19 protein-coding genes are annotated in these 26,427 nt (G+C 73.4%); 12 read left to right on the forward strand and 7 right to left on the reverse strand.

Annotated features, from left to right (window positions below):
* Positions 1-13: 13 nt before the first annotated feature.
* The 4 genes from gndA to ACFYXE_RS31765 all read left to right on the forward strand — a co-directional run bounded on the left by gndA (position 14) and on the right by ACFYXE_RS31765 (position 5,461).
* On the forward strand, positions 14-1,453 hold the full coding sequence (gene gndA / locus ACFYXE_RS31750) for an NADP-dependent phosphogluconate dehydrogenase (RefSeq protein WP_389318531.1): 1,440 nt from the start codon (positions 14-16) through the stop codon (positions 1,451-1,453).
* Positions 1,454-1,867: 414 nt separating this feature from the next.
* A complete protein-coding gene (locus ACFYXE_RS31755) occupies positions 1,868-2,368 on the forward strand; it encodes a transglycosylase SLT domain-containing protein (protein WP_389318533.1) in 501 nt (166 codons plus the stop codon).
* 38 nt (positions 2,369-2,406) lie between these two features.
* Complete coding sequence (locus ACFYXE_RS31760; RefSeq protein WP_389318535.1) at positions 2,407-3,543, forward strand: LCP family protein; 1,137 nt, start codon at positions 2,407-2,409, stop codon at positions 3,541-3,543.
* A 316-nt stretch (positions 3,544-3,859) separates the two neighbouring features.
* On the forward strand, positions 3,860-5,461 hold the full coding sequence (locus ACFYXE_RS31765; RefSeq protein ID WP_389318537.1) for a sigma-70 family RNA polymerase sigma factor: 1,602 nt from the start codon (positions 3,860-3,862) through the stop codon (positions 5,459-5,461).
* 21 nt (positions 5,462-5,482) lie between these two features.
* Here ACFYXE_RS31765 and ACFYXE_RS31770 read toward each other — a convergent pair whose 3' ends face one another.
* The 3 genes from ACFYXE_RS31770 to ACFYXE_RS31780 all read right to left on the reverse strand — a co-directional run bounded on the left by ACFYXE_RS31770 (position 5,483) and on the right by ACFYXE_RS31780 (position 8,523).
* Positions 5,483-6,595, reverse strand: coding sequence for a hypothetical protein (locus ACFYXE_RS31770; protein WP_361180756.1), 1,113 nt, complete (start codon positions 6,593-6,595; stop codon positions 5,483-5,485).
* 161 nt (positions 6,596-6,756) lie between these two features.
* Complete coding sequence (locus ACFYXE_RS31775; RefSeq protein WP_389318540.1) at positions 6,757-7,272, reverse strand: lytic polysaccharide monooxygenase auxiliary activity family 9 protein; 516 nt, start codon at positions 7,270-7,272, stop codon at positions 6,757-6,759.
* Between the two features lie 207 nt (positions 7,273-7,479).
* A complete protein-coding gene (locus ACFYXE_RS31780) occupies positions 7,480-8,523 on the reverse strand; it encodes a helix-turn-helix transcriptional regulator (protein ID WP_389318542.1) in 1,044 nt (347 codons plus the stop codon).
* A 114-nt stretch (positions 8,524-8,637) separates the two neighbouring features.
* On the opposite strand from ACFYXE_RS31780, the gene ACFYXE_RS31785 reads away from it, so the two are divergent.
* The 3 genes from ACFYXE_RS31785 (at position 8,638) to ACFYXE_RS31795 (ending at position 10,832) form a co-directional block, all read left to right on the forward strand.
* A complete protein-coding gene (locus ACFYXE_RS31785; RefSeq protein ID WP_389318544.1) occupies positions 8,638-9,036 on the forward strand; it encodes a VOC family protein in 399 nt (132 codons plus the stop codon).
* Positions 9,037-9,240: 204 nt separating this feature from the next.
* The gene (locus ACFYXE_RS31790; RefSeq protein WP_389318546.1) at positions 9,241-9,984 is read left to right on the forward strand and encodes an FG-GAP repeat domain-containing protein; all 744 of its coding nucleotides are present in this window, start codon (positions 9,241-9,243) and stop codon (positions 9,982-9,984) included.
* Between the two features lie 185 nt (positions 9,985-10,169).
* The gene (locus ACFYXE_RS31795) at positions 10,170-10,832 is read left to right on the forward strand and encodes a response regulator transcription factor (RefSeq protein WP_389318548.1); all 663 of its coding nucleotides are present in this window, start codon (positions 10,170-10,172) and stop codon (positions 10,830-10,832) included.
* A 123-nt stretch (positions 10,833-10,955) separates the two neighbouring features.
* Here the strand turns inward: ACFYXE_RS31795 and ACFYXE_RS31800 are convergent, their stop codons facing one another.
* Positions 10,956-12,338: a hydrolase gene (locus ACFYXE_RS31800; protein WP_389318550.1), complete on the reverse strand. Its 1,383-nt coding sequence runs from the start codon at positions 12,336-12,338 to the stop codon at positions 10,956-10,958.
* 223 nt (positions 12,339-12,561) lie between these two features.
* On the opposite strand from ACFYXE_RS31800, the gene ACFYXE_RS31805 reads away from it, so the two are divergent.
* Entirely contained in the window at positions 12,562-14,214 is a 1,653-nt protein-coding gene (locus ACFYXE_RS31805; protein WP_389318552.1) for a PucR family transcriptional regulator, read from the forward strand.
* Positions 14,215-14,349: 135 nt separating this feature from the next.
* On the opposite strand, the gene ACFYXE_RS31810 is transcribed toward ACFYXE_RS31805, so the two are convergent.
* A complete protein-coding gene (locus ACFYXE_RS31810; RefSeq protein WP_389318554.1) occupies positions 14,350-15,114 on the reverse strand; it encodes a hypothetical protein in 765 nt (254 codons plus the stop codon).
* A gap of 286 nt (positions 15,115-15,400) precedes the next feature.
* Here ACFYXE_RS31810 and ACFYXE_RS31815 point away from each other — a divergent pair, with 286 nt between their 5' ends.
* Positions 15,401-16,831 (forward strand): FG-GAP-like repeat-containing protein, encoded by a 1,431-nt coding sequence (locus tag ACFYXE_RS31815; RefSeq protein ID WP_389318556.1) that lies wholly within the window; start codon positions 15,401-15,403, stop codon positions 16,829-16,831.
* 67 nt (positions 16,832-16,898) lie between these two features.
* Here ACFYXE_RS31815 and ACFYXE_RS31820 read toward each other — a convergent pair whose 3' ends face one another.
* Positions 16,899-19,910, reverse strand: coding sequence for a BTAD domain-containing putative transcriptional regulator (locus tag ACFYXE_RS31820; protein ID WP_389318558.1), 3,012 nt, complete (start codon positions 19,908-19,910; stop codon positions 16,899-16,901).
* Positions 19,911-20,346: 436 nt separating this feature from the next.
* Between ACFYXE_RS31820 and ACFYXE_RS31825 the strand changes: the two genes are divergently transcribed.
* From ACFYXE_RS31825 to ACFYXE_RS31835, 3 genes are read left to right on the forward strand one after another with little or no spacing between them, the layout of a single operon-like run.
* On the forward strand, positions 20,347-21,219 hold the full coding sequence (locus ACFYXE_RS31825; RefSeq protein WP_389318560.1) for a hypothetical protein: 873 nt from the start codon (positions 20,347-20,349) through the stop codon (positions 21,217-21,219).
* Positions 21,220-21,235: 16 nt separating this feature from the next.
* Entirely contained in the window at positions 21,236-23,707 is a 2,472-nt protein-coding gene (locus ACFYXE_RS31830; protein ID WP_389318562.1) for a PQQ-binding-like beta-propeller repeat protein, read from the forward strand.
* Positions 23,704-25,911 (forward strand): PQQ-binding-like beta-propeller repeat protein, encoded by a 2,208-nt coding sequence (locus tag ACFYXE_RS31835; RefSeq protein ID WP_389318564.1) that lies wholly within the window; start codon positions 23,704-23,706, stop codon positions 25,909-25,911. The genes ACFYXE_RS31830 and ACFYXE_RS31835 overlap by 4 nt, the downstream gene beginning before the upstream one ends.
* Positions 25,912-26,027: 116 nt before the next feature.
* Here the strand turns inward: ACFYXE_RS31835 and ACFYXE_RS31840 are convergent, their stop codons facing one another.
* Positions 26,028-26,387, reverse strand: coding sequence for a PRC-barrel domain-containing protein (locus ACFYXE_RS31840; RefSeq protein WP_361181138.1), 360 nt, complete (start codon positions 26,385-26,387; stop codon positions 26,028-26,030).
* Positions 26,388-26,427 lie beyond the last annotated feature (40 nt).

Consider the following 26,427-nt stretch of genomic DNA (forward strand, 5'->3'; position numbering starts at 1 on the left):
AGGAGCGTCAGGCATGAGCACTACAGCCCAGATCGGCGTCACGGGCCTCGCTGTCATGGGGCGCAATCTCGCCCGCAACTTCGCCCGCAACGGCTACGCGGTCGCCCTGCACAACCGGACCGCGTCCCGGACGCACGACCTGGTGACGGAATTCGGCGAGGAGGGCATCTTCGTCCCTACCGAGACCGCCGAGGAGTTCGTGGCGGCTCTCGAGCGCCCGCGACGACTGGTGATCATGGTGAAGGCGGGCGAGCCGACGGACGCGGTGATCAAGGAGTTCGCGCCGCTCCTCGAACCCGGCGACATGATCGTCGACGGCGGCAACGCGCACTTCGCGGACACCCGCCGCCGGGAGAAGGAGCTGCGCGAGCAGGGCATCCACTTCGTGGGCACCGGCGTCTCCGGCGGCGAGGAGGGCGCGCTCCACGGCCCGAGCATCATGCCCGGCGGCAGCGCCGAGTCGTACGCGTCGCTGGGCCCGATGCTGGAGAAGATCTCCGCGAAGGCGAAGGACGGCGCCCCCTGCGTGACGCACTGCGGTCCGGACGGCGCGGGCCACTTCGTCAAGATGGTGCACAACGGCATCGAGTACGCCGACATGCAACTGATCGGCGAGGCCTACCAGTTGCTGCGGGACGTGGCCGGGTACTCCCCCGCGCGGATCGCGGACATCTTCCGTACGTGGAACACGGGCCGCCTGGACTCGTACCTGATCGAGATCACGGCCGAGGTCCTGTCCCATGTGGACGCGGCCACCGGCAAGCCCTTCGTGGACGTCGTCCAGGACCAGGCGGAGCAGAAGGGCACAGGGCGCTGGACGGTGCAGATCGCCCTCGACCTGGGCGTGCCGGTGTCGGGGATCGCGGAGGCGGTGTTCGCGCGCTCGCTGTCCGGGCACGCGGGGCTGCGCGCCGCGTCCAAGGGGCTCGCGGGTCCGGCGGCCGGCACGCTGGACGAGTCGGCGGCCGCCGCCTTCGCCGATCAGGTCGAGCAGGCGCTGTACGCCTCGAAGATCGTGTCGTACACGCAGGGCTTCCACGAGATCGCCGCGGGCAGCGAGGAGTACGACTGGCACATCGACCTCGGCGCGGTGGCCCGCATCTGGCGCGGCGGCTGCATCATCCGGGCGGCCTTCCTCGACCGGATCACCGCCGCGTACGAGGCCGACGCCGAGCTGGTCTCGCTCCTGTCGGACAAGGGCTTCGCCGACGAGATCGGGGCGGCGCAGGACGACTGGCGGGCGGTCCTGGTCGCGGCGACCACGCAGGGCGTGCCCACGCCGGGCTTCGCCGCAGCCCTCGCCTACTACGACGCGCTGCGCTCCGAGCGGCTGCCCGCCGCGCTCACCCAGGGCCAGCGGGACTTCTTCGGCGCGCACACCTACCGGCGGGTCGACCGCGAGGGCTCGTTCCACACGCTCTGGGGCGGTGACCGCTCCGAGGTCGACGCCTAGGAGGACACACGCAGGAGGGCAGCGGCCCGGGCTCCGACGACCGACGTCGGGACCCGGGCCGTTCCCTGTGCCCCGTGCCTGCGTCCCCGTGGGTCCGACACGGCGGGGTCAGCGGTGGCCGAGCGGCGTGACGCGGGCCACGCCGGGCGCTCCGGGCCTGTGAGCCCACTCATAGGGGCCACGTCACATGCTAAGGACGGTAGTAGTGGCCTGCGGGCCGCGCCCGGGGGCCGGGAGGCAGATCCGCGGCCCCACCTGCGGCTCCCTCTGCGTAAGCGGGTAGTACGTCACACCTTTGCGCCCCCGACCGGCGGGCGCTAACCCTGGCTGAAGTCTTCGGCTCGCCGGGATCGCACCGGGCATCGCAGCCCGCACCGAGCGAGCCACCACACACCCCAGAGGAGTGACACCCGCATGCGCAGCACCCGGACCTCGACCCGCACGACCCGACTCCGCCGGATCTCCTTCGCGGGCCTGGCCACCACCGGTGCGGCGGCCGCCGCCCTCACGCTGGTCCCCACCGCCGCCCACGCGGCCGAGCCGGCCAAGGCGGCCGCCGCGGCGCCGCAGGCCCAGGCCGGCGACAAGTCCTACGCCAACAACCTCGACGGCTGGATCCGCCAGTCCCTGGACATCATGAAGTCCAAGGGCATCCCGGGCTCCTACGAGGGTCTGCACCGCAACATCATGCGCGAGTCCGCCGGCAACCCGAACGCCCAGAACGGCTGGGACGTCAACGCCCAGAACGGCACCCCGTCCAAGGGCCTGCTCCAGGTCATCCAGCCCACGTTCGACGCCTACCACGTCGACGGCACGGCGAACAGCCTGACCGACCCGGTCGCCAACATCACCGCGGCCGCCAACTACGCCGCCGACAAGTACGGCTCCATCGACAACGTCGACTCCGCCTACTGAGTCACCGCTTCACCCAGCTTCACGAAGAGAGGCAGCGCATGCCGCACCAGAGCGGGAACGAGTACCCCGCGCACCAGGTCGCAGGCCCCGCGGTGCCCGACTACGGGCCCGCGCGCGTCCGCGGCTCCCGGCGCAAGCCCCGGAAGAAGGCCCTGCGGTACACCGCCTGGGCCGCCCTGGGCACGGTCCTCGTCGCCGGCGGAGGAGTGGCCTACGCCTGGCAGCACCTCAACGGCAACATCCAGGGCACCGACGTGAACGCCGCCCTCGGGCACGACCGCCCCGCCGAGCAGGCGGACGGGTCGATGAACATCCTGCTGCTCGGCTCCGACTCGCGGGCCGGGACGCACGGCCAGTACGGCGAGGGCGTGAGCGGGGCGCGGGCCGACACGGCGATGGTCCTGCACGTCGACAAGACCCACAAGAAGGCTTCGGTCGTCAGCATTCCGCGCGACACGATGGTCGAGCGGCCGCAGTGCGCGCAGTCCCACGGCGGCAGCGCGTCCGGCGCGCAGCAGGCCATGTTCAACTCGTCGTACCAGGTGGGCGGGCCGGCGTGCACGGTCAAGACGGTCGAGAAGATGTCCGGCCTGCGCATGGACCACTACCTTGAGGTCGACTTCAAGGGCTTCCAGAAGCTCATCGACGAGCTCGGCGGCGTGGATATCACCACCCACAAGGCCATCAAGGACCACAACAGCGGCCTCGCGCTGACCGCGGGCAAGCACACGCTCAAGGGCAAGCAGGCCCTGGCGCTCGTGCGGACCCGGCACGGCGTGGGTGACGGCAGCGACCTGGGGCGGATCCAGCTCCAGCAGGCCTTCATCAAGGCGCTCATCCACCGCGCCAACGCCGTCGACCCGCTCAGCAGCCCCGCCAAGTCCTACGACCTCGCGGACACCGCGACCAAGACCATCAGTGCCGACTCGGACCTGGCCTCGGCCGACAAGCTGATCGGCCTCGCCAAGGAGCTGAAGGGCATCAGCCCCGACCGCACCGACATGGTGACGATGCCGGTCACCTACGACGCGCAGGACTCGGGGCGGGTGCTGCCCCTGGACAAGGCCTCGCACCAGGTGTGGAGCGCGCTGCGACACGACCGGTCCATCCCGAAGGACGCCACCCGGCAGTCGGTGGGCGACCGGACCGAGTCGCCGGTCTCGGCGGGCTCCTGAGGTCCGCGGCCGGCCGGGCCGACGACTCCCGGCCGGCCGCGCCGCACGGCAGGCCACGGCGATGACGTCCAGGAACCCGGTGAGCCTCCGGGCGGACGGCCCGACCTGACTTCTCACCCTCACGTAGAGGGTCAGACTTCACTCGATACGGTCAGCAGACCCGCTCCCCGGACGGCACCCCTGTCGTCGGGAGCCGGGCCCCCGGGCATAGTGGACCGTCGCCGACAGAAATCGCGCGGTTTCTGTTATCGAGGTGGGCGCAGGGCGTCTCCCCTGTGTCGGAGGAGAAACCCCCCACACAGAAAGTGGACACAGCGTGAGCAGCGAACGCCACATCGCGATGATCAGGGCAGCTCAGGACGGGGACCAGCGGGCGCAGGACGCGCTGGTGGCGGAGTACCTGCCGCTGGTCTACAACATCGTCGGGCGGGCCCTGAACGGCCATACGGACGTGGACGACGTCGTGCAGGAGACCATGCTCCGCGTGCTGGGCGGCCTGGACGGTCTGCGCGACCCCGGGCAGTTCCGCAGCTGGCTCGTCGCCATCACCATGAACCAGATACGCGGCCACTGGCGGGAGCGCGCGACGGGCGCGATACCCGCCGGCGGCGGTCTCGGGGACGGCTACGACGTGGTGGACCCGGGCGCCGACTTCGTGGACCTGACCATCACCCGGCTCGGCCTCTCCGGGCAGCGGCGGGAGACCGCCGAGGCCACCCGCTGGCTCGACGAGGACGACCGGGCGCTGCTGTCCCTGTGGTGGCTGGAGTCCGCGGGCGAGCTCACCCGGGCCGAGGTCGCCGACGCGCTGGAGCTGACCCCGCAGCACGCCGCCGTGCGGGTGCAGCGGATGAAGGCGCAGCTGGAGACGGCCCGCGTCGTCGTCCGCGCGCTGTCGGCGCAGCCGCCCTGCACGGGTCTGCGGCAGATGACCGCGGGTTGGGACGGGATACCGTCCGCGCTCTGGCGCAAGCGACTGGCCCGCCACGCCCGCGACTGCGGGGCCTGCGAGGGCCACTGGTCCAACCTCGTGCCCGCCGAGGGCCTTCTGGTGGGTCTCGGCCTGGTCCCGGTGGGTGCCGCGCTCACCGGCATGACCGCGGTGCCCGATCTCGGCGAGGTCGGCGCGACCGCTCCTTACGCCGCCCACGGCGCCGCTCCGGTCTCGGCCCGGACGCAGGCCCGCCGCGATCGCGCCAAGCGCCGCCGCAGAGCCACCGGCGTGGCCGCCGCGGTCGTCGCCCTCGGCATCGGCGGCACCGCCGTGCACCTGCTCACCGGCCCGGACGCGGACGAGACGTCGCCGTCGACCGCCGCCGCGCCCGCCTCCCCCACCCCGCGGGAGCCGTCGAAGAGCGCCTCGCCCTCGTCCGAGCGCTCGGCGTCCCCCAGCGCCAAGCCCTCCCCCAGCAAGTCGAAGGCGAAGAACAAGAAGAAGAAGCCCGAGCCCGGTCCGTCGCGGACCAGGACCAAGCCCGCCGAGCCGAAGCCGACCGCGAAGCCCCGGCAGCCCGACCCCGCGCCGCCGAAGCCGAGCGGCACCGCCGAGCAGGTCGTCGCCCTGGTCAACACCGAGCGCGCCAAGGCGGGCTGCGGTCCGGTCGGTTCCAACGCGAAGCTGGCGACGGCCGCCACCAAGCACTCCGCTGACATGGCCGCCCGCGACTACTTCGACCACACCAGCCCTGACGGCAAGGACCCCGGCGACCGCATCACCGCGGCCGGCTACCGCTGGAGCACGTACGGCGAGAACATCGCCCGCGGGCAGCAGACCCCGGCGTCCGTGATGGATTCGTGGATGAACAGCCCCGGCCACCGCGCCAACATCCTCAACTGCGACTTCAAGGAGCTGGGCGTGGGCATCCACAACGGCTCGGGCGGCCCGTGGTGGACGCAGGCGTTCGGCACGGCGCGCTGACCTGATGGCCGGGCGGTCCGCTCAGCCGACCTGCTGGGTGTGGAACTGTTCCAGGCGTCGCTGGGCGAGCAGCAGCGTGCCGCGCTGACGGCCGGGCACCTGGCGGCGCAGGGTGACCAGGGCGGGGCCGAGCGCGCGGACCGCCTCGGGGTCGCGGATGCGGTCCCAGAGGTGATGGGCACGGTCGGCCGCGGCCTCCACCTCGGCGGAGTCGAGTGCCTGTCCCGCCGTGATGCGGGCGGCGGCCACCGCGAGCCAGGTCTCGCAGCTGCGCGCCGGATCACCGGCGAACCGCGCGAGGTCCGCCCGCACCTCCATCCAGTGGATGACCTCCTTGGAGCCCGGGCCGTGCATGCGCAGCGCGCTCTGCTCCCACGACGCGGCCAGCGACGCCGCCTCACCGTGCCGGCCCGCCTCGACGGCCGCGGTGATCGCGGCGTGCGGGTCCATGCCGTTGTCCTCGGCCCGGGGGCGCGGCGGGACGGGTGCGGCGGTGGGCGCGGCGGCCGGGTCGTGGGCGAGCAGCAGGTCCTGGGCGTCGTCGGCGACGCTCTGGGCGGCGGCGTGCTGGTGGAGCTGGGGCAGCGGCGGGCGGTGACCGCTGCGCAGGATCGTCGCGAGGGCCTTCATGTACGCGGGGGTCGCGGGCGTCCGACGCCGGGCCGGCGGGGCGATGCGGCCGTAGAGCGCGACGCCCGGGCCCGCGTCGAGCGGCTGCGCGGTGAGCGCCTGCCAGCTCTCCTGGTCCGTGTGCAGGTCGGCGAGGACGCTGGTGCTGCCCGCCGGGCGCAGCCGCAGTTCCTGCGTGATCCAGTGCCAGGGGAATCCGGTGTAGCGCACGGTGGCCGTGGTGGTCCGGGCGAGCCCGACGTGCAACTGCCGCTGGCGTCGGTCGAGATGGACCTGTCCGACGAGGTACACCGTCAGGGGCCCCGGTGTCATGGCCGCCGCCCTGAGGCGGGTCAGGAGCGTCTGCGGATCCAGCGGGTCCGCGAGTTCCACGATGCTCGCGGTCGGCGTGCCCGCGAGCGTCTCCGGGGGCACCGCCGCGAGGACGGGAAGCACGGAGGCGGCGTCCACGAGGCGTCCCCTGCCCACCGGGGCAGCCGCGATGAGCAGCACGGTTCCAGGCATGGGCGCCTCCCTCTCGATCATCACGTCAGCACCGTATCCGCATCTCCCGTCCGGCGCCCCCATCGGGCGGTCTTCGGGCGGGCTCGGGCGGAGTTCACGGCTGCCCCGGACACGGGGCGGCGGGCGGGACGGGGAGAGGGAGGCCTCCCTGCCGGGCGGACTCAGCGGATGTTCACGTCGATGCAGGCGTAGAAGGCGTTGGAGGTGTCGCCGATGTTCCACACGGCGAGGACCTTGTGGCGGCCGGTGGCGCTGCCGAGGTTCACCTGGTGCGAAACGGTCTGCGGGGGCTGCTGGTTGCCGCCGTCGATGGTGGCGACCTTGGTGCCGTCGACGAAGTACTCGTAGTTCGCCGTCCGGTGCCGGGCGGTGAACGTCCAGGTGAACGTCTGCGTCCGGCTGACGTCGCTGACCCGCCAGCCCTTGCCGTCGTTGTCGAGCTCGGCGAACCTGGCATTGCCTCCGCTGCAGCTGCGCAGGCCCTTGGGGCCCTCCACGCTCTGCGGCTCGTACTTGATCTCGCCGCACTGCACGGTGCCGGCGGCGCACTGCGCCTGGCGGCTTGCGGGCGCGTTGACGTATCCGTGCGCGCTCGCGGAACCGGTCGGCAGGGTGAGGGCGAGCACCGGTGCGAGACCGGCACCGATGGCGGCGGCTGTCTTGCGTTTCTTGTCCATTCCTACTCCTTCACGGCATGTCTTCATGGGGGTGTGCGGCGTGAAGTGCTCTCGTGGGGCGGGCCTGAGGGTGGAGTGTCGTGCGGGGTGTGGCCGGTCGGTGGGGCCAGATGGTCGCGACGGCCACTTGGTCCGGACCATAGACTTTGGCGCGGCCCGGTCAAGGTCGGTTTCGCGCCAGGCCTTACGCGGAGGGCGTCCCAGGCCTTACGCGGAGGGCGTCCGCCGGGCGCGGGACGCGAGACGGTCGGCGAGCTCGCCGATGAGTCGGCGCAGCTCGTCGGGGCGCTCGACGACGAACGGCCGGTCGAGCGCGGCCAGTACGGGCGGCAGCCAGTCCAGGCGTTCCGCCCGCACCTCGGCCCGCCACCAGCGCTCGCCGCCCGCCTCTCCCGTCGCATCCGCCCCTTCCGCCTCGACCGCCACCGCCGCCTCTTCCTCGGACTCCCCCGCCTCCTCGTGCAACACGGCGACAGCGGCCGGAAGATGGGCGCGGAGGTGCCGGGCCGTCGCCCTGATCCGCAGGGTCACCTCGTGCCGGTACCCGGCCGTGGCGAAGCCCGCCAGGACGCGGTCCCGCGGGCTGCGGCCGACGGGCGCCTCGAAGGAGCCGGGCAGGGTGCGTGCCTCCGTGACGCGGTCCAGGCGGAAGGTCCGCTCCTCGCCGGTCACGGGCTCCGCGCCGGTGACGTACCAGCGGCCCGCGTGCGCGACGATCCCGTACGCGTGCAGCACGCGTCGGCTGCGGCGGCCCTCGCGGTCGGTGTAGCCGATCGAGACCGGCCTGCCGTGGCGCACCGCGTCGGCGACGGTGAGCAGGGTGTCGGCGTCGGGGGCGGGGAGCTCGCGGGGTTCCCCGGTGTGGGCGACGGTCTCCAGGAGCGCGTCGAGGCGGTGGGCGAGATGCCGGGGCAGCACCCGCCGGATCTTGGCCGCCGCCGTCTCGCCGGCCGTGGGAAGTCCCGTCACCGGCCCCGCGCGCCGGACCGCCGCGAGGCCCAGGAGGACGGCCAGCGCCTCCTCCTCGCCCAGCATGAGCGGCGGCAGCCGGTAGCCGGAGCCGAGCCGGTAGCCGCCGTGGCGTCCGCGCACCGATTCCACGGGCACGTCGAGGTCGATCAACTGCTCCACGTACCGCCGTACCGTGCGCCCTTCGACGCCCAGCCGGTCGGCGAGCTCGGCCACGGTGCGGATGCCGCCGGACTGCAGCAGCTCCAGGAGGGTCAGCACGCGGCCGGTCGGTCGGGACATGGTCACCAACCTAGCGCGGATACCGGACCGATTCCGTCCGCTATTTTCCCTAGCCTGCGGAGTGCATCGACCAGCACGACGACTTGGGCGGCCGCGGCCGCCGGGGAGATCTCCATGGACTTCGTCTCGATCCGCATCATCACCGGCGACGTGCCGCGCCTCGTCGGCTTCTACGAGCGGGCCACCGGCGTGCGGGCGCGGTGGGCCACCGACGACTTCGCCGAAATCGTCACGCCCACCGCCACGCTCGCCCTCGCGAGCACCCGCACCGTTCCGCTGTTCGCCCCGGGTTCGGCCCGTCCCGCGGACAACCACAGCGTCATCACCGAGTTCCTGGTGGACGACGTGGACCGTGTCCACCGGGAGCTCGCCGACCGGGTGACCGACGTCGTCGCGGGGCCCACCACCATGCCCTGGGGCAATCGGTCGCTGCTGTTCCGCGACCCCGACGGGAACCTCGTCAACTTCTTCACCCCGGTGACCGAAGCGGCGAGGGAGCGGGTCGCCCGGTGACGTCGCACGCCGTCGCGCGTTCCAGTCACGCATTCCAGGCACCCGGCATTCCAGCAGGTCAGAGGGCATTCTCGCGTTCCAGCGTCCCTAACTGACCGGCATTCATGGCCTGCGGAGCACGGCACCCCGCAAGCTCGGACCGTGCCCGTCCGCCGGCCTGGCCCACGGGCACGGATCAGCGGTATCGACTTTGGGAGTTCGTACATGCTTCGCAAGCGCTCATGCCTGATCGCCGCGCCCGTCGCGGCGGTCGCCCTGACCCTGACCGTGGCCGGCCACCAGGCCAGTGCGGCCGGAGCGCCCGCCTCGGGCGGCGCGGACCGGTCCGGGACGGCGGCCGCGGCGGCCCCGTGCCTGTCCGGCACCACGACGCTGCTCGGCGACCTGGACGGGGACAGCTATCCGGACAAGATCATCAACCCCGGTCACACCGGCACCAGGATGACGGTCCAGTGGGGCACCGCGACCGGCGCGTTCGGCGAGAAGCAGTCCGTCGGCAAGCTGGTCGGCGCCAAGCCGGGCGAGGTCGCCACCGCCGCGGTCGCCGACTTCCAGAAGGACGGCAAGCTCGACATCGTCGTCAACATCGTCAAGCCCTCGGGCGTGGACGACCCGAACACCGCCCGCGTCTCCGACTTCCGGCCGGGGCCCCTGAAGCGGACGAACCTTGGTTCCACCCGCACCCGGCACCTCGATATCGGCGACGTCCGCGAGGCGAAGGAGCTGCGCGTCGCCAACTACGGCGGCGACGTCTACCCGGACCTCGCCATCCTCAACAACGCCGGCGACGGCGTGCTGGAGCGCGAGGTGCGGCTCTCCAAGGCCACCACCGGCCCGGGCGCGTACGACGCGGACCAGAACAGCAGGTACGGCGACTCGGGCACCCCGGCCGAGCCGCCGACCATGCCCACCGACGGCTGGAAGCACTTCTACACGTCCTGCTCCTGACGTCCCCCGGGTGCCGCCCCCGGCCGTCCGGAGCCCGGCGGCGCCCGGCCGGCCGGCTCCCGGGGCGCACCCGTAGCCCCCGTTCTCCCCTGCCGGGTCCCGCCCGCGCCCCCGTCGGGCGGGACCCGGCACGGTGGCACGCCGCTGTCGCGCACCGTGCCGCCACAGACAGTGAGGAAGATCGCTTGTCCACCTCGCCCCTGGCCCTCGTGGGCCCGCCCACCGCCCTGCCGTCACCGCACCGGGTACGGGTCGCCGTGAGCGCCCCCGACCCGATCAGCCGGGAGGGCGTGCGCAGCCAGTTGCGCCGTCACCCCGAGGTCGAACTGTGCGAGGGCCCGGGCTCCGCCGACGTCGCCCTGCTCATCGAGGACACCCTGGACGAGGCCGCCTTCACCCGGCTGCGGCGTGCCGTGCGCAGCGAGGGTGCGCGGGGCGTCCTCGTCGCGGGCACGGTCCGCGAGCACGAGCTCCTCGACGTCATCGAGTGCGGGGTCAGGGCCGTCGTCTGGCGCCGGGAGGCGACCGCGCAGCGGCTCGTGCAGGCGGTGGTGACCGCCGCCAAGGGGGACGGCGATCTGCCCGCGGACCTCCTGGGGCAGCTCATCGGCCAGGTGCGGCGCCTGCACCGGGGCGACGAGCAGCCGAACGTCCTGTCGAGCTTCACCAAACGCGAGCTGGACGTGGTGCGCCTGGTGGCCGAGGGCTTCGACACGTCGGAGATCGCCACGAAGCTGTCGTACTCCGAACGCACCGTCAAGAACGTGATGTACGGCCTCACCACGCGCCTGCACCTGCGCAACCGCGCGCACGTGGTGGCGTACGCCGTGCGCGAGGGCTATATCTGAGGGCCGCCGCGTGTGAGGGCCGCCGCACCGCGTGCCGGGACGGGCGGGCAGGACTGGACACCTGGTCCCGGTGGCCCGCTCCCCCCACGGCGCGGGCCACCGGACCGAGGTGCCGGAGTCCGGTCACACCGTGAAGCGGACCGACTCCAGCTGTTGGTACTGCTCGATGGGGCTGCCGTGGTACTTCCAGTTCCCCGGATCGGTGCACACCTCGCCCATCCAGTCCCGGCCCTGCACGAAGGCGTCGCTGCACGCCGAGCCGTCGACGACCTTGAAGGTGTAGGCCTCCAGGGCGGGGTCGTCGCTCTTGGTGCTGCCGAAGACCATGTCCTTGCCGTCCTCGGCGTTCGACCAGGGGATCCCGGTGCGCCAGCCCTCCCCCACGAACGCCCCGGTGCCGCTGACCCCCCGGGTGCCGGACACCGCGATGTTGAGCGCCTTGATCGGGGTGCCCCCACCGGCCGCCCCCGCCTCCTCGCCGTCGCAGACGGGGGCCTGCCAGGCGTCGCCGACGTAGGCGCGGTAGCAGATGTGCCGGCCCTCGCCGAGCTCCCCGACCGCGTCGGCCGCCGTCCGCTCCGCGGGCTCCTCGTCCCCGCCGCCACCGCCGCCCCCGCCCTCGGGTTCCTCGGGTCCCTCGTCGCCGGACGTGTCCGGCTTCTCCTCGGGCTCCTTCGGGGGTTCTGAGGGCGCGGCGCCGGCCGGGGGCGAGGGGCTGTTCGGCACGACCTTGCCCGCCTCCTGCGGCTTCTCCTGGGCCATCGTCTGCATCTGGGGCCGGTAGGTCAGCCAGACGGTCACGAACGCGATCGTCACCGCGAGGACCAGGCCGAGGCAGGCGGCCGGCCAGCCCGGCAGGACCCCGCGCTGCACGAAGGTGCCCGGCACGTCCATCGGCTCGGTGCCGGAACGGCGCACGGCCAGGGAGTAGGGCAGTTCCTGCCGGGACCCGAACCAGGTGACCTGCCGGGGCCGCAGCGTCGCCCGCACGAAGGCGGCCCGGCCCGGCTCGATCTGGAGGGTGCTCGGCTCGATGTCGTACGACAGCCGGTCGCCGGTGTCGTTGCCGCTGAGCGAGGCGGTCACGCCGGTATTGCCCAGGTTGTCCACGGCGAGCTGCGGCCGCCCCCGGAACCATCCCTTCACCGTGGGCGGCACCATCTCGGCGCGCACCTCGGTGAAGGGGGTGACCGTGAGCTGTCCCTCGGGGACGGAGACCTCGCCCGGGTGCTGGGCCGGGGTGATCCGCAGGGCGAAGGGATGCGGGCCCGCGAGCACGTCCGATGTCCTGGGCGGCGCGAACGTCACCTCCGCCGTGCCGATCGTCCCTGGATAGAGCCGCAGCACCGACGGCTCCACCGTGGTCCAGGGCGCGAGGTCGCCGACCGGGTCGAGACGGTATGCGTCGACGACGTCGCCGGTGTTGCGCACCCGCAGCCGCACGGTGGTGCTGCTCCCGGGGTCGACGGTCGCGGAAACAGGTTCCAGGGAGGTCCAAAGGCTCACCCCATGACGCTAGGAGACCCCACCGCACACGTCAGGAGCCCACCGGGCAGACCCGGCTGCCCCGACGGGCAGCCCGCATGCCCTCCGGTCCGCCCGGGGCGGAGGGCATGCGGGCCCCTTCGTCCAGGGCTGCGGAAACCGCCGCGTAGCCTCGTACTCGCGTACGAAAACACTCGACCTCACCGGCCTTCACCGGCCCTCACCTGCGGAGATGATCAGGCACATGTCCACGCACCCCGCCCGCGGCCTGAGCCGGGTGCTCGAGGACTTCGGCTCGGCCCTCCTCGACCTGCTGCACGGCGACCCGGCGACCGCCGGGGAGCTCGGCGGCGTCGGCATCCACGATCCGTACGACGAGCAGCACTACCCGGAGCGGGCGATCGTGCTCGGCGTCGGCGTGCACGGGCCGGAGCAGATCGCCCGGCTGCTGCGCGAGCTGCGCGACGCGGGGGCCGCCGCGCTGGTCGTGCGCGGGCCCGTCGACACCACGGAGCTCGAGGCCGTCGCCGCGGAGACGGGGATCGCCCTCCTGGCGCTGACCCGCGGAGCGTCCTGGGCCCAGCTTGCGGCGATGCTGCGGACCCTGCTGGCCGAGGGGGACGTGGGCGAGCTCGGCGAGGGGCACACGCTGGGCGGGGTGCCGTCCGGGGACCTGTTCGCCCTGGCCAACGCGATCGCGACGCTTCTGGACGCGCCGATCACCATCGAGGACCGGCGCTCCCGCATCCTGGCGTTCTCCGGGCGGCAGGACGAGGCCGATCCCGCGCGGGTGGCGAGCATCCTCGCCCGGCGGGTGCCCGAGCGCTATCGGCGCATCCACGAGGAGCACGGCGTCTTCAAGGAGCTCTACCGCAGTCCGGGCCCGGTGCACATCCCGCCGCCCGCGCTCGGCGACGAGGTGGCGCTGCCCCGCACCGCGATCGCCGTGCGGGCCGGTGACGAGATCCTCGGCTCGGTCTGGGCGGCGCTGCGCGAGCCGCTCACCCCGGAGCGGGAGCGGGCGTTCCGGGAGGCGGCCAAGCTGGTCGCCCTGCACATGCTGCGCTACCGGGCGGGCGCCGACGCGGAGAACCGGCTGCGCGCCGACCTGGTGACGACCGCGCTGGAGGGCGGGCCCGGGGCGGTCCGGGCGCTGGGCGGGCTGGGGCTCGCCGACGAACCCCTCCTGGTCCTCGCGATGGGCCTCGCCCCCTCCGCCGACGGCGACCACGCCCAGGTGGCGGCCGAGCGGCAGCGTCTGACCACCGCGCTGGCCGTCCATCTGACGGCCGTGCGGCCACGCTCGGCGGTGGCCCTGCTGGGGGACGTCGCCTATGCCCTGTTCCCCGTGCCGGACGGCTCGGTGGCCGCGCGCGAGCGCGCCGAGCAGGTGGCGGAGAACTTCCTGCGGCGCACCGGGGACCGTCCCGGCGCGGTCGTCGGCATCGGCTCGGTGGCGCCCGAACCGGCCGCCCTGGCCCGCTCCCGGACGAACGCGGACCGCGCCCTGCGCGTGCTGCTCGACGGCCGGGGCGCGCGGCGGGTGGCGTCCATCGCGGACGTCTCCGTCGACGCGCTGCTGCTGGAGATGCGGGACCTCGCGCTCGCCAACCGCGACGAACTCTCGGGGCCGCTGGCCCGGTTGGCGGCCTACGACCGTCGGCACAACGCCCATCTGGTCGAGACGCTGCGGGCGTGGCTGGACGCGTTCGGCGACGTGATCGCCGCGTCGGCGAGCGTGTTCGTCCACCCGAACACCTTCCGCTACCGCATCCGCCGGGTCGCCGAGGTGGGCCAGATCGACCTGCGCGACCCCTCCGAGCGGTTCGCCGCGATGCTGCAGCTGCGGCTGATGGGGCGGTACGAGGGGGGCGCGGGCTCGTCCGACACCGCATGACCGGCGCCGGGCCCTGTCCGTACGCCCCCCGGTCCTGCCCCAAGACGCCCGGAGACGCCCGGAGACCGCTCGACGCGACACGGCGGGCGGAAGGGGGACCGGCTGCCCGGCGGGACGCGAGGCAGCCGGGGAGATTCAGCGCACCACGACGTTGTCGCCGGTCGAGGTCGACGGCCCCGTGGTGGTGTTGCCGTAGTACACCCAGCGCCACATGCCCGTCTTGGCGGCCTTCACGGTCGTCCGCAGGGTCCCTGAACCGTTCGCGTGCACCTTCTTCACCGTGGTGTAGGAGGTGGCTCCGGCGGGCTTGAACTGCAAGGTCACCAGGCGGTCCGCGTAGGAGCCGTACTTCCTGGTCTCCCAGTTGGCCCGGGTGACCTTCCCGGTCACCGTGATGGTGCTGCCCTTGGCCGCCGGCTCGGGTGAGGCGTTGACGGTCAGGCGGGAGTTGCGCTTGACGTAGGCCGTGAGTCCCTCGTCGTCGACGTCACCGCCTCCGCTCCGGAAGGACACCTCGCCCGCGACCTTCCAGGCCCCTGCCTCGCTGTTGACCATGTCCCACACGCTCGGGTCGAAGTACATCGTCTCCTTCATGTCGCAGGCGCCCGAGCCGTCCTGCACGCAGTCGTTCGTACTGATGGAGTGCCACAACCGATCGATCGTGTTGCCGCGGTACAGGAACACATCGGTCCACTTCACCTTGTGGGCGGCCGTCACCCTGAAGGAAGCGGGAACCGCGACCTCGTTGGACACCCCGATCACGATCGGCTTGCCGCCGTTCACCTGGACGCGGGTGAACGAGGCACCGCCCTCGGCCGCGCCGGCCGGAACTGCGGCCATGCCGGTGAACAGTGCGGTCGCGCCACCGGCCACGACAGCTCTCCAGAGCTTCTTTCCCACGTGTTTTCCGATCTCTGTATCGCAAGCGCCGGAGACTCGTTCCCCGGCGCGTTTCTCAGACATCCGGGATCAACGCAGGGTTGTCCCCCCGTGGATCACGATCAGGCATCGTCGCGGCGTCGCCTCGTGGCATCGCCAGGCGGCGCGGCGACGGCCCCTCGGGGCGCAGGGTGGTTCGGCGGCCTCCGAACGTCCGGATCATGTAACGGAGTTCGTAGAACGCACAACCATCACCCTCAGGGGCCTGTCACCTCCTGCGTCACACCCGTTCCCGACAGGAGGACCCGTGCCCCGCCGCACCCTCATCAGTGCCATCGCCGTCGTCGCACTGACCGCGCCCCTGGCCGTTTCCGTCACCACCGGCACCGCGGCCGCGGCCCCGCAGCCGCCCCGCACCCCGGTCACCGACTTCAACCACGACGGATACGCCGACCTCGCCGTCGCCGCGCCGAACGGAACCGTCGACGGTGTCGAGAACGCCGGCTACCTCTCCCTCGTGTACGGCACCGCTTCCGGGCCCGGCACCGCACGCCACCAGCGCATCAGCCGCGCCACCCCGGGCGTTCCCGGCGAGCTCCAGGGCTCGTTCGCCTTCGGCTACCAGACGGTGCCCGCCGACCTGAACGCCGACGGCTACACCGATCTGCTCGTGACCGGCGGCGACGACAACGGCAACAAGGCGACCGTCCTGTGGGGCTCCGCCTCCGGGCTGACCGGCGCGGACACCCTCCTGCCCCACGCGAACTCCGAGTTCGCCACGGGCGACTTCAACGGCGACGGCAAGCGCGACCTGGTCGTCAACGACGTGCCGAGCGATGACCCCGACGTCTCCGGCATGACCATCGAGTACGGCCCGTTCACCCGCGCGGGGAAGCCCGCGTCCAAGGACAGCATCGTCACGAGCGACGGGCCCACCGGGCTGCGCTCCTTCATCACGGGCGACCTGACCGGCGACGGCGTCGACGACATCGTCAGCACGCACGGCTTCGAGGAGATGACACACGACGCCCGCTTCTTCAAGGGGAGCCGCACCGGCGTCAGCCACAGCTCCACCAAGCTCGGCACGGCCTACAGCGGGACCGTCGGAGACGTCGACGGCGACGGGTACGGCGACCTGATCACCCGCGACATCGGCAGCGTCACCGAGGTGATCGACTCCGCCCCGGGCAGCATCACCATCCAGTACGGCAGCGCGGCGGGACCGACCGACGCGCGCAAGAAGGTCATCACGCAGGCCACCGCGGGCGTCCCCGGGGCCAGCGAGGACGACGACGCGTTCGGCGCCTCCCTCAGCGCGGGCGACGTGAACGGCGACGGCCGGGCGGAGGTCGCCGTCGGTGTCCCCGGCGAGAGCCTGGACGCGAGTACCGGTACCGGTGCGGTCGTCCTGCTCAAGGGCGCGTCCAAGGCCGACGGCGGCATGAGCGGCAAGGGCGCCGTCGCCTACAACCAGACCACCGCCGGAGTACCCGGCGTCTCCGAGAGCGGCGACGACTTCGGCCGCCAGGTACGCCTCACCGACCTCGACAAGGACGGCCACGCCGACCTCACCGCGACGGCCCCCGGCGAGGACGGCACCTTCACCGACTCAGGCGCCCTGTGGAACCTGTACGGCGCCCCGGGCGGCCTGACCACCACCGGCGCGACCACGCTCGCGCCGGCGAAGCTCGGCGACCCCGAGAAGGACGCCAAGTTCGGTCAGCAGCTCGCCGGCTGACCCTCGCGCAGTCGGACTGTTCCGGCCGGGTCGCGCCAGGAGTCGTGGGGATACGCACCAACCTCGGCTACGCCGACCCGGCCAGGGACCGGGCGATGCGGAACTGCCGCTCGGCGTCGGCCGGACGGCCCGCCGCCTCGTAGGTGCGTGCGAGCCTGCGGCGGACCTCCATCTCCAGAGGCCTGCTGGTGTGCTCGGTCAGTGTCGCCAGGGCTTCCAGCTGGAGGGCGATGGCCACCGGCAGGTCTCCGCGACCGTGTTCCGCCGCACCGAGCAGGGACAGGCTCGTCGCGTGCAGCTGCAGATCGCCGACCTCCCGGGCCAGCTCCGCCGCGCGCCGCGTCAGGTCCCTGACCTCGGCATGCCGGCCGAGGGCCAGGTGCGCCTCGGCCGTGAAGCACAGGGTCTTGCTGATCATCCGGGGACGACCGATCTTCTCGGCGAAGGCGAGCGAGGTGGCGTAGTACGTGAGCGCCTTCTCGTGCCGCCCCTCCTGGTCGTGCAGGGCGCCGAGCTGGCAGCTGGACATTCCCGCGAGCCAGTCGTCGTCCAGCCGGGACGCCAGCCCCATGACCTCGCTCAGATGGGCGGCCGCCTCCGGAAGGCGTCCCAGCGCCCGCGCCGCGGCACCCATGACGGCCATCGCCCGGGCCTGTTCGCGCAGGTCGCCCCGCGGGCGGGCGATGCTCAGCGCGTCGGCGCACCAGGCGTACGCCTGCCGGAAGCGCCCCTGATAGATGTCCGCTATGGCCAGGCAGTTGCGCAGGGAGGACGGCATCCGCCGGTCCTCGGCCAGGTCGGCGCCGGGCAGCGCGAGCTCCAGGGCGGCGCGGCACTCGTGGAAGCGGCCCTGGCGCACCAGCGGGTCGACCAGCGACTCGGCGATCCAGCAGGCCTGGTCGCGCTGCCCGGTGGCCGCCGCGAAGGCCACCACGTCGAGCAGTTGGCCTCCGGCGGCCTCCAGCCACGCGTCGGCCTCCCGCCAGTCCGCGAAGGGAGCGCCGGAGACGTCGGGGCCGGTCGGGTAGCCCTCGGGCCCCCAGTCGCTGGCGATGCGCCCGGCGGCGATGTAGAGGTGCAGTACCGCGGCGCGGTCCGCCGCGGCCTCCTCGGGCACGTCGGTCGCGAGACGGCGCGTGTGGTCGCGTACGAGATCGTGCAACCGGTAGCGGCCAGGTCTCGGCTGCTGCAACAGGTTCGCGTCGACCAGCCGTTCCAGCACGTCCTCGGCGTCCCGGAGCGGGCGGCCCAGCATGGCGGCGGGGGCCAGCCCGTCGAACTCGGCGGTCGGGGCCTGGGCCAACGCGCGGAAGCCACGGCGCAGTTCAGGGGCCAGCAGGTCGTAGGACATCCGGAAGGCGGCCTCCACGCTGCGGTCCTCCGCCCGGAGCTCGCCGAGTCGGCTCTCGCCGTCCGACAGCCGGCCGACCAGGTGGGCCACGGTCCACGACGGCCGGTTCTGCAGCCTGGCCCCGGCGATCCGCAGCGCCAGCGGGAGGCCGCCGCAGCGGCGGGCGAGGTCCTGCGCGGCCGCCGGCTCCTGTCCGGCGCGCTCCTCACCGAGGAGACACGTGAGCAGGGCGACCGCGTCACCGGTCCCCAGCGGCTCCACGGTCAGCCGACGGTCGGCGTCGAGGCCGGACAGGCGCTGGCGGCCCGCCACGAGAACACGGCTGCCCGGTCCCGCGGGCAACAGGGGACGTACCTGCTGCGCGCTGTGGGCGTCGTCCACGACGAGCAGCAGCCGGAGGGAGCTGGTGGCCGCACGCCATGCGGTCACCAAGTCGTCTAGTTCATCCGGGAGTTCGTCATCGACACCGTTGACGGAGCGGAGCAGTTGGTGCAGGGCGCGCTGCGGGCGCAGCCTCTCGTGCGGGGCGCCGTGCGTGTGCAGGTCCACGAACAGGCAGCCGTCCGGATACTGGTCGTGCAGCGTCCAGGCGGCGCGGACCAGCAGCGCGGTCTTGCCCACGCCTGCGGTGCCGTCCACGGCGGCCACGGAGACGGCGCCGGCGGGCACCGGTGCGGTGAGCCGGGCGAGTTCCGCCTCCCGGGCGACGAGCCAGGCGGTGTCGCCGGGGAGCTCGTTGCGGCGGGGCCGCTGCGGGGGAAGGGGGCCTCCGGAGGGCAGTGCGGGGGCGGGGGTCGGTAGGGCAGCAGATGCGGGTGTCAGTAGGGCTGCAGGTGTGGGTGTCGGTGTCGGTGCCAGGGGTGGGAACCCCGCGGTGGGGGTGCTTGCGGAGCGCGGCTGCGCGGACGCGCCGAGCAGCAGTCGATCGTCCCGGCGCAGCACGCCCTGATGCACGCGGCGCAGCTCCTCGCCGGGCTCCACGCCCAGTTCGTCGCGGAGCCGGTCCCGCGTCGCCCGGTAGGCCGCGAGCGCTTCGGCCTGCCGCCCGCCTCCGTACAGGGCGCGCATGCGCAGGGCGGCGAGCGGTTCGTCGTGCGGGTGCGCCATGGGCGTGGCCAGCAGCTCGTCCAGGGCCTCCGCGTACCGGCCCAGGAGCACCAGGCACTCCACGCGCTCCTGGTGCAGGGTGCGCCGCTGCCGGGCAAGGCGTTGCCGCTCGGCGTCGGCCAGCGGGCCGGGCAGACCGGCCAGCGGCTCCCCGCGGAACAGGTGCAGCGCCCGCGTGCAGGCTTCCAGGGCGGCGCCGAGATCGCCCGACGCCCTCGCTCCGCGCACCGCACCGTTCCGGTCCGCCAACTCCCGCAGATCCGTGCGGACTTCGCGGGGCACGAAGCGGTAGCCGCCGCGCTCCCCGCGGATGACGGAGGCGGTGGGTGCGGTACCGGGCGCGTCCAGCGCCTTGCGCAGGGGGTAGACGTAACTGGGCAAAACCCGGCGGCCGGTGCCCGGCGGTTCGAGTCCCCAGACGTCGTCGAGGAGTTGCTGGTGGGTGACCAGCGTCTCCGCGCGCAGGATCAGCGCGGCGAGGACCGCCTGCCGCCGTACGGGTCCCAGGTCGAGCAGCGTCCCGTCGCGATGAGCGGCGACCGGGCCGAGCAGGGCCAGCCGCAGCGGCCACCCCGCGCCGCCGGGGTCCTCAGCTCCGGCCGCACCGGATACACCAGGCACACCGGACGCACCGGTCACATCCGCAGCACCGCCCCCACCGGCCGGACGCCCGAGCCCTCTGCCGGAGCCGCCCACGTCCGGCGCGGCTGACGCGCTCGGTATGCCTGGCACCGCTGGTGCGTCTGGTGTCGCCGGTACGTCCGGCCCCCCTGGTGCGCCCGGCTCGCGCACGCGCGTGTGCGCCGTCGGCGGTGTGCTCGTCTCGTTCGTCTCGTCCATCGTGAACTCCCCCGTGATGTCCGTGCGTTGCCGCGGTTCCCCGTATTCCCCGCGGCGGCCGTGCCCTCTCCTTCATCAGGATTTCATCGGCATTGCAGTGTCTCGCGAGAGGGTTCGGCGCGTCGTGTCCGGTCCCGGTCGATCTCCGCTCCGGCCTGCCCCGGGACGGGTTCCTGCCGGTCCCGGGGGTGTGAATCGTAGGAAAGCGAGTTGCCCCGTGAGTGAGAACCCGCAGGTGGATCCCCGGCAGGGCTTCGCCGAGCCCTATCAGGGCCCCGGCCAGGCGCCGCATCCGGTCGCCGGCCAGGTACCGCCGCCCCCGCCCGGCCACGCGCCGCCGCCCGTCCCGCCGCAGGCGCCGGGCGCGCCCTCGGCCTGGTCGCAGCCGGTCCCGCCCGGCGGCCCCGGCACCTCCGGCCCCGGCGGCGGCCGTTCGCGCGCCTGGCTGATCGGTGGCGCCGTGGCGCTCGTCGCCGCCGTGGTCGTCGGCGTGGTCGTCGTCACGTCGGGGGACGACGCCAAGGACACCGCGTCGGGCAAGCCTGCCGGGGTGCCGGGCGGCGCCGCCAAGCCGAAGGGGCCGTCGGACGAGGCGCCCGCCGGGGGCAAGGCGTACTCCAAGGCACCCAAGGGATGCGAGCTGATCAAGGCGTCGACCATCGCGAAGATCGCGCCCGGCGGGCAGTGCACGCCCGGCCTGATGGACGACAAGGATCTGGCCTCGATGATCACGAGGATGCCGAGCTGGGAACCCGCGGGAACCGGCGACTTTCAGAGCCTGGACGTGAGCCTCACGGTCGGGACCTCGGCCAAGACCCTGTACGACATGGACAAGAAGGTCGCCATGAAGGAGATCGGGCCCACGCACAAGGTCACGGACTCGGGGCCGGTCGACGGGCTCGGCGAGGAGGCCTTCGTCGTCCACTCCGTCGACGACTCGCTGGTCTGGGTGAAGGTGATCGTCCGCGACGGCAACGCGAAGGTCCGCACCGAATTCGTCTACAGCACGACGAGCTCCGACAGGACGCAGGAGCAGACCGAGGACGACGCCATCACCGCGGCCCGTGACGTGCTCGGCTCGCTGAGCTGACCGCCGCGGCGACGACGTGTACACCCACCCGCACGACGGCGGCGAAGGCGGCGAAGGCGGCGAAGGCGGCGCTCCCGGGGTCACGCCCGCGTCCGCGCACCCGGAGCACTCGGCGCTCCCCGGGAGCCCCGGGAGCCCCGGGAGCCACGAGAGCCCCGGGCACCCCCTGCACCCGCCTGGGCCGCAGCCGCCCGCCGCCCCGACCCGCCCGCACACCACCGTCCAGCGCCCTCCGGCCACGCCGACCCGCCCGCTCACCGCCCACCCGCAGCCGCAGTCGCAGTCGCAGTCGCAGTGGCAGTCGCCCGCCCAGGAACGTCCGCGGCAGGGCCCCGCCCGTATCGGTCCCTACGAGGTCTTCCAGCTCCTCGGCGAGGGCGGCATGGGCCAGGTGTACCTCGCCAGGTCACCGGGGTCGCGGCTGGTCGCCCTGAAGGTCATCCGGCCCGAGTACGCCGAGGCGCCGAACTTCCGCGGGCGGTTCCGGGCCGAGGCCGCTTCCGCCCGCCGTGTGAGCGGCTTCTTCACCCCGCCCGTGCTCGACGCGGACGCGGACGCCCCGCAGCCCTGGCTGGCCACGGCCTACGTCCCCGCGCCGTCGCTGCACGACGTCGTACGCGGCTTCGGGGTGCTGGCGGAGGACGGCCTGCGGGCTCTGGGCTGCGGTCTCGCGGAGGCGCTGCCGGCCATCCATGACGCCGGCATCGTGCACCGGGACCTCAAGCCGGGCAACGTCCTCATCACCGGGGACGGGCCCCGCGTCATCGACTTCGGCATCAGCAGCGCGGTGGACGCCACCCAGGTGACCCGGACCGGGGCCGTGATGGGGACGCCCGGGTTCATGGCGCCCGAGCAGATCATGTCGAGCCGCGACGCCGGGCCCGCGGCCGACATCTTCTCGCTGGGCTGCGTCCTGGTCTTCGCGGCCACCGGGCAGGGCCCCTTCGGTTCGGGAGGGACGGCCGAGATCCTCTACCGGGCCGTGCACCATCCGCCCCGGCTGGACGGCGTCCCTGCCTCGTTGCGTGCGGTGGTCGGCGCCTGCCTCGACAAGGATCCCGCCCGTAGGCCGACCGCCGCCTCGGTCCTCACCGCGCTGGGGGCCGCCGAGCCCGCCGCGCTCCTCACGCCGGGCCTGCGCGACGATCTGGCGCGGCGGCAGGCGCACGCCGCCGTCCTGGTGGCCGCGCCGCCCGTGCCCATGGCGTCCCTCGCGCCGCCCACCGATCCGTCCACCGCCGCGCCCGAGGGGCCGAGCCGCCGCAGGTTCCTGTGGATCGCCGCGGCAGGCACCACCGTCGTGGCGGGCGGCGGGGCCGCGGCCCTGGCCGGGTGGCGGCCGGAGCGCGGCAAGGGACCGGACCGCGGCAGCGACGCGGGCAGCACCGGGAGGGCCGCGCCCAAGGTCCCGGCAGGACCGAAGCCGCGGTGGTCGGTCCCGCTGCGGAAGCTGTCGAGTCCGCAACTCCAGCTTCTCGGCGACGTGTTGGTGCACTGGGAGCAGCGGCGCGCGACCGCCTACGACACCGCCACCGGGAAGAAGCGCTGGGCGGGGTCGCTGCGCCTGCCCTCCGACATGTCCGGGGAGCCGAAGTGGCTGGGCGTGCAGGGGCGGACGCTGTGCGCCTCGGCCTGGGGCGGCGAGCGTGGTCTCCTGCTGGGCGTCGGCGCCGACGGCAAGCAGAAGTTCACGTACACGCTCACCGAGCAGGGCCGTAGCCCCCGGTTCGCCGACTTCGTCGAGAGCGTCCTGTCCGTGGCCGGTTCCGTCGCGCTGGTCGGGACCAGCGGTCACGAGGGGTACGGGGTGCTGGCGGTCGATCTGGGTTCGGGCAAGGTGCTGTGGTCGCGCCGGGTCAAGGGCAGCGATTTCCAGGCGTACGCCGACGGGAGCCGCTGCTTCGTCCAGGACAACGGCACACTCCGCGGTCTCGGCCTGCGCTCCGGCGCCGAACAGTGGACGGTCCGCGATGTCGCCCAACCCGGTGCCTATCCCCGTCTGTCCACCGACGGGAAGACGCTGCTGGTCACCAGCACCAAGGTGCAGGCCTTCCGCGTCACCGACGGCGAGAAGCTGTGGACCGCCGTCAACGAGACGACCACCCTGGGCGCGGCCCGGGTCCGGGGCGGGCGGGCGTATCTCCACGACGGCCCGGGCACCGTTTTCGCCCTGGACATGCGCAGCGGCAAGCAGGTGTGGCACCGGGCGAGCCCGCTGCACCTGACCACCACCGGCGGCGCCCGGGACCAGGGACCCGTCGTCGGCGCGTCCGTGCTGGCCCTCGCCACCTGGGCCACCGGCGACGTGCCGGGGTTCGTCGTCCTGCGCCCCTCCGACGGCAAGCCGCTCTGGGCGCACCAGCCCGCCGGCGGCAAGAGCGGGAGCGACACCGGGGGCAAGGCCGACTGGTCGCTCCAGCTCTCCGGCCGCACGCTCTTCGCCGCCTCCGACACCACCCTCCACGCCTTCCGGATCGAGACCCCGTGACCGTGCCGCCCACACCGCCCCTGCCGCCGTCCGCGCCGCATCCGCCCGGGCCTGCGGCGCCGCCGCCCCCGCAGGACGCCTCGCCCGCCCCGGACTCGTACATCGGGCCCTATCGGGTGATCCGGGAGCTCGGCGCGGGCGGCATGGGCCGTGTCCACCTCGCCGCGTCGCGCAGCGGCCGTGCGGTGGCCGTCAAGGTCGTGCGCCCGGAGCTGGCCGCGGACCCCGACTTCCGGCGGCGTTTCAAGGCGGAGGTCGACGCCGCCCGCGCGGTGTCCGGGGCCTTCACGGCGCCGGTCGTCGACGCCGACCCGGAGGGGCCGCAGCCCTGGCTGGCCACCGCGTACATACCGGGTCCCTCCCTCACCGACGCCCTGGCCGCCCACGGGCCTATGCCGGAGCCGACCCTGCGCGTCCTGGGCGGCGGCCTGGCCGAGGCGCTGGCCGCGATCCACCGCGCCGGTCTCATCCACCGCGACCTGAAGCCGTCCAACATCCTGCTCAGCCTCGAAGGCCCCCGGGTCATCGACTTCGGCATCAGCCGGGCCGTCGACGGGACGGTCCTCACCGCGGAGGGCCAGGTCGCGGGTTCGCCCGGCTTCATGTCGCCCGAACAGTCCCGGGGCGGTGAACTGACGCCCGCGAGCGACGTGTTCGCCTTCGGCGCCGTGCTCGCCTTCGCCGCCACCGGCGTGCCGCCCTTCGGCACCGGCGCGGTCCACGCCCTGCTCTACCGGGCCGCCTATGAGGAACCGCAGCTGACCGGCGTCCCCCACGGCCTGCTCGGCATCGTCACCGCCTGCCTCGACAAGGACCCCGCCCGCCGCCCCACCGTCGAGCAGCTGCAGACCTGGCTGCGTCCGGAGACCACCGCCGGCTGGCTCGGCGCGGTCGAACTCCAAGTCGCGCAGGAGCAGGCCACGCTGGCGGGCGCGCTGCGCGGTCCGCTGCTGGGTCGGCGCCGGTTGCTGATCGGCGGGGCCGTGCTCGGGGTGGGCGCGGCGGCGGGCGGCGGCGCGTGGTTCCTGCGTTCGCGCGGCGACGGGGGCACGGCGGCCGTGCCCGAACTCGCCTGGACCAAAGAGCTTCCGCAGCCCGGCATGTCGCTGAGCGCGGTGACCCGGACCACGCTGCTGTGCACCGAGAAGGCCTCCGGCGCCTGCTTCGACCGGAGCACCGGCCGACTCCTGTGGAAGGACACCGGGGGCCAGAACACCGACGCCATCGCCGACGACGAGCGGGTCTGCACGGTGCGCACCGACGGCAAGGTGTACGCGTTCGACGGCCGGTCGGGACGGCAGATGTGGAAGGCGCCGGGCGGGGACGGCGCCCCCGAACTGAGTCTTTCCGACGGCACGTTGGTGATGGCCCGGAGCGGCAAGCACTTCCTGGCCCTCGAGGCGTCGAGCGGCGAGGTGCGGTGGACCTCACGGGACACGAAGGACCCGGGAACGGTCATCGGCGTCACCGCGGCGGGCGCGCCCCTCGCGTGGGGCGGGCCGTCGAAGGTCTATCCGGCCGCCATGCTCAGGGGGTACGCGGCGCTGAGCCGGCGCACGGGCGAGCGCGTGTGGGCGAAGGACCTCGTGACGCTCCGCCCGCCGCTGAAGGGCGAGAAGAGCAAGGTGCTCTACGGCGTCGACGCGGACATGAAACTGCTCGGCCTCGACCCCGACGACGGCAGGACAGTCTGGAGCAGGCCCACCGAACTCCCCCCGACCAACAGCGAGATCCTCGGCTACACGGGGGCCCTGAGCCTGCTCGACGGCACGCTGTTCTGCTATCCGAGCACGAATTTCGGCGGGTCGACCCGCGGCCTGCTCGCCGCCTTCGACCCGGCGACCGGCAAGACCTTGTGGTCGGTGCGGACCGCCGCCCGCGGCAACCGCGGTTTCGCGCGGGCCGGTGGGACGGTCTGCTATCTGGACAAGAACGTGCTGCACGGGGTCGACGCCGAGACCGGCGCCGCACGCTGGAAGGCCGGGTCGGGCCTGGGGGATCTCGCGTTCCTGGGCGCCGTGCGCGGACTCTTCTTCGCCGCGGGGACGAAGGGCCTGTACGCCTTCCATGGCGAGACCGGCGAGCAGGTCTGGCGGCACCGGGCCACGGGCGGCTCCGGAGCCTGGTCGGCGCAGCCCGTCGGCGGTGACCTGTATGCCGCCTGGTCGGGCAGGCTGTTCCGCTTCAAGGTGCCCGCCGCGTAGCCGAGGGTCGCCCGGTGGGGCGTGCGGGGGACGATGTCACCTTGCACGCGATCGGCCGGGGCCGCGTGTGGGGGTGGCACCCGCAGTACGGGTGCCACCCCCACACGGGATAGCCGTCACGGTCGGGCGGCGGGTCCGGGACCGTAGTGCGTGCCGAGCTGCTGGTGGTAGGCGGCGTCGCCGAGGTGCTTTTCCTTGTCGAACTCGGGCGCGGACTTGATCTCGTCCTTGGTCCGGGCGACCTGGATGATCCCCGCCTCCGCGTCGATCAAGGTGATGGTGCCGGCGGGCAGCAGGACCTCCTTGCCGAAGATCCAGACGCCGGTGTCGACGACGATGTACTGCGAGCCCACGTCATTGGAATGCTTGTCCACCTTGCCGATGTGGCCGTCGGTGGCCTCGACCTTGAAACCCGTCAGGTCGGCGTCCGGGGTGTAACCAGCCGTGGACGCGTAATTCCACAGGTTCTCGCTCATATTCCCGCCTCCATGGTGTTACAGCGTTTCAACTGCTCCA

The organism is Streptomyces sp. NPDC002564 (assembly GCF_042889645.1).
Lineage (GTDB): Bacteria > Actinomycetota > Actinomycetes > Streptomycetales > Streptomycetaceae > Streptomyces.

Bases quoted from the DNA above. Each gene is read 5' to 3' on its own strand.
- ACFYXE_RS31785 (WP_389318544.1), top strand. From the start codon at position 8,638: ATGGACTTCGTCTCGATCCGCATCATCACCGGCGACGTGCCGCGCCTC.
- ACFYXE_RS31760 (WP_389318535.1), top strand. From the start codon at position 2,407: ATGCCGCACCAGAGCGGGAACGAGTACCCCGCGCACCAGGTCGCAGGC.
- ACFYXE_RS31790 (WP_389318546.1), top strand. From the start codon at position 9,241: ATGCTTCGCAAGCGCTCATGCCTGATCGCCGCGCCCGTCGCGGCGGTC.
- ACFYXE_RS31780 (WP_389318542.1), bottom strand. From the start codon at position 8,523: ATGTCCCGACCGACCGGCCGCGTGCTGACCCTCCTGGAGCTGCTGCAG.
- ACFYXE_RS31755 (WP_389318533.1), top strand. From the start codon at position 1,868: ATGCGCAGCACCCGGACCTCGACCCGCACGACCCGACTCCGCCGGATC.
- ACFYXE_RS31770 (WP_361180756.1), bottom strand. From the start codon at position 6,595: ATGCCTGGAACCGTGCTGCTCATCGCGGCTGCCCCGGTGGGCAGGGGA.
- ACFYXE_RS31805 (WP_389318552.1), top strand. From the start codon at position 12,562: ATGTCCACGCACCCCGCCCGCGGCCTGAGCCGGGTGCTCGAGGACTTC.
- ACFYXE_RS31840 (WP_361181138.1), bottom strand. From the start codon at position 26,387: ATGAGCGAGAACCTGTGGAATTACGCGTCCACGGCTGGTTACACCCCG.
- gndA (WP_389318531.1), top strand. From the start codon at position 14: ATGAGCACTACAGCCCAGATCGGCGTCACGGGCCTCGCTGTCATGGGG.
- ACFYXE_RS31775 (WP_389318540.1), bottom strand. From the start codon at position 7,272: ATGGACAAGAAACGCAAGACAGCCGCCGCCATCGGTGCCGGTCTCGCA.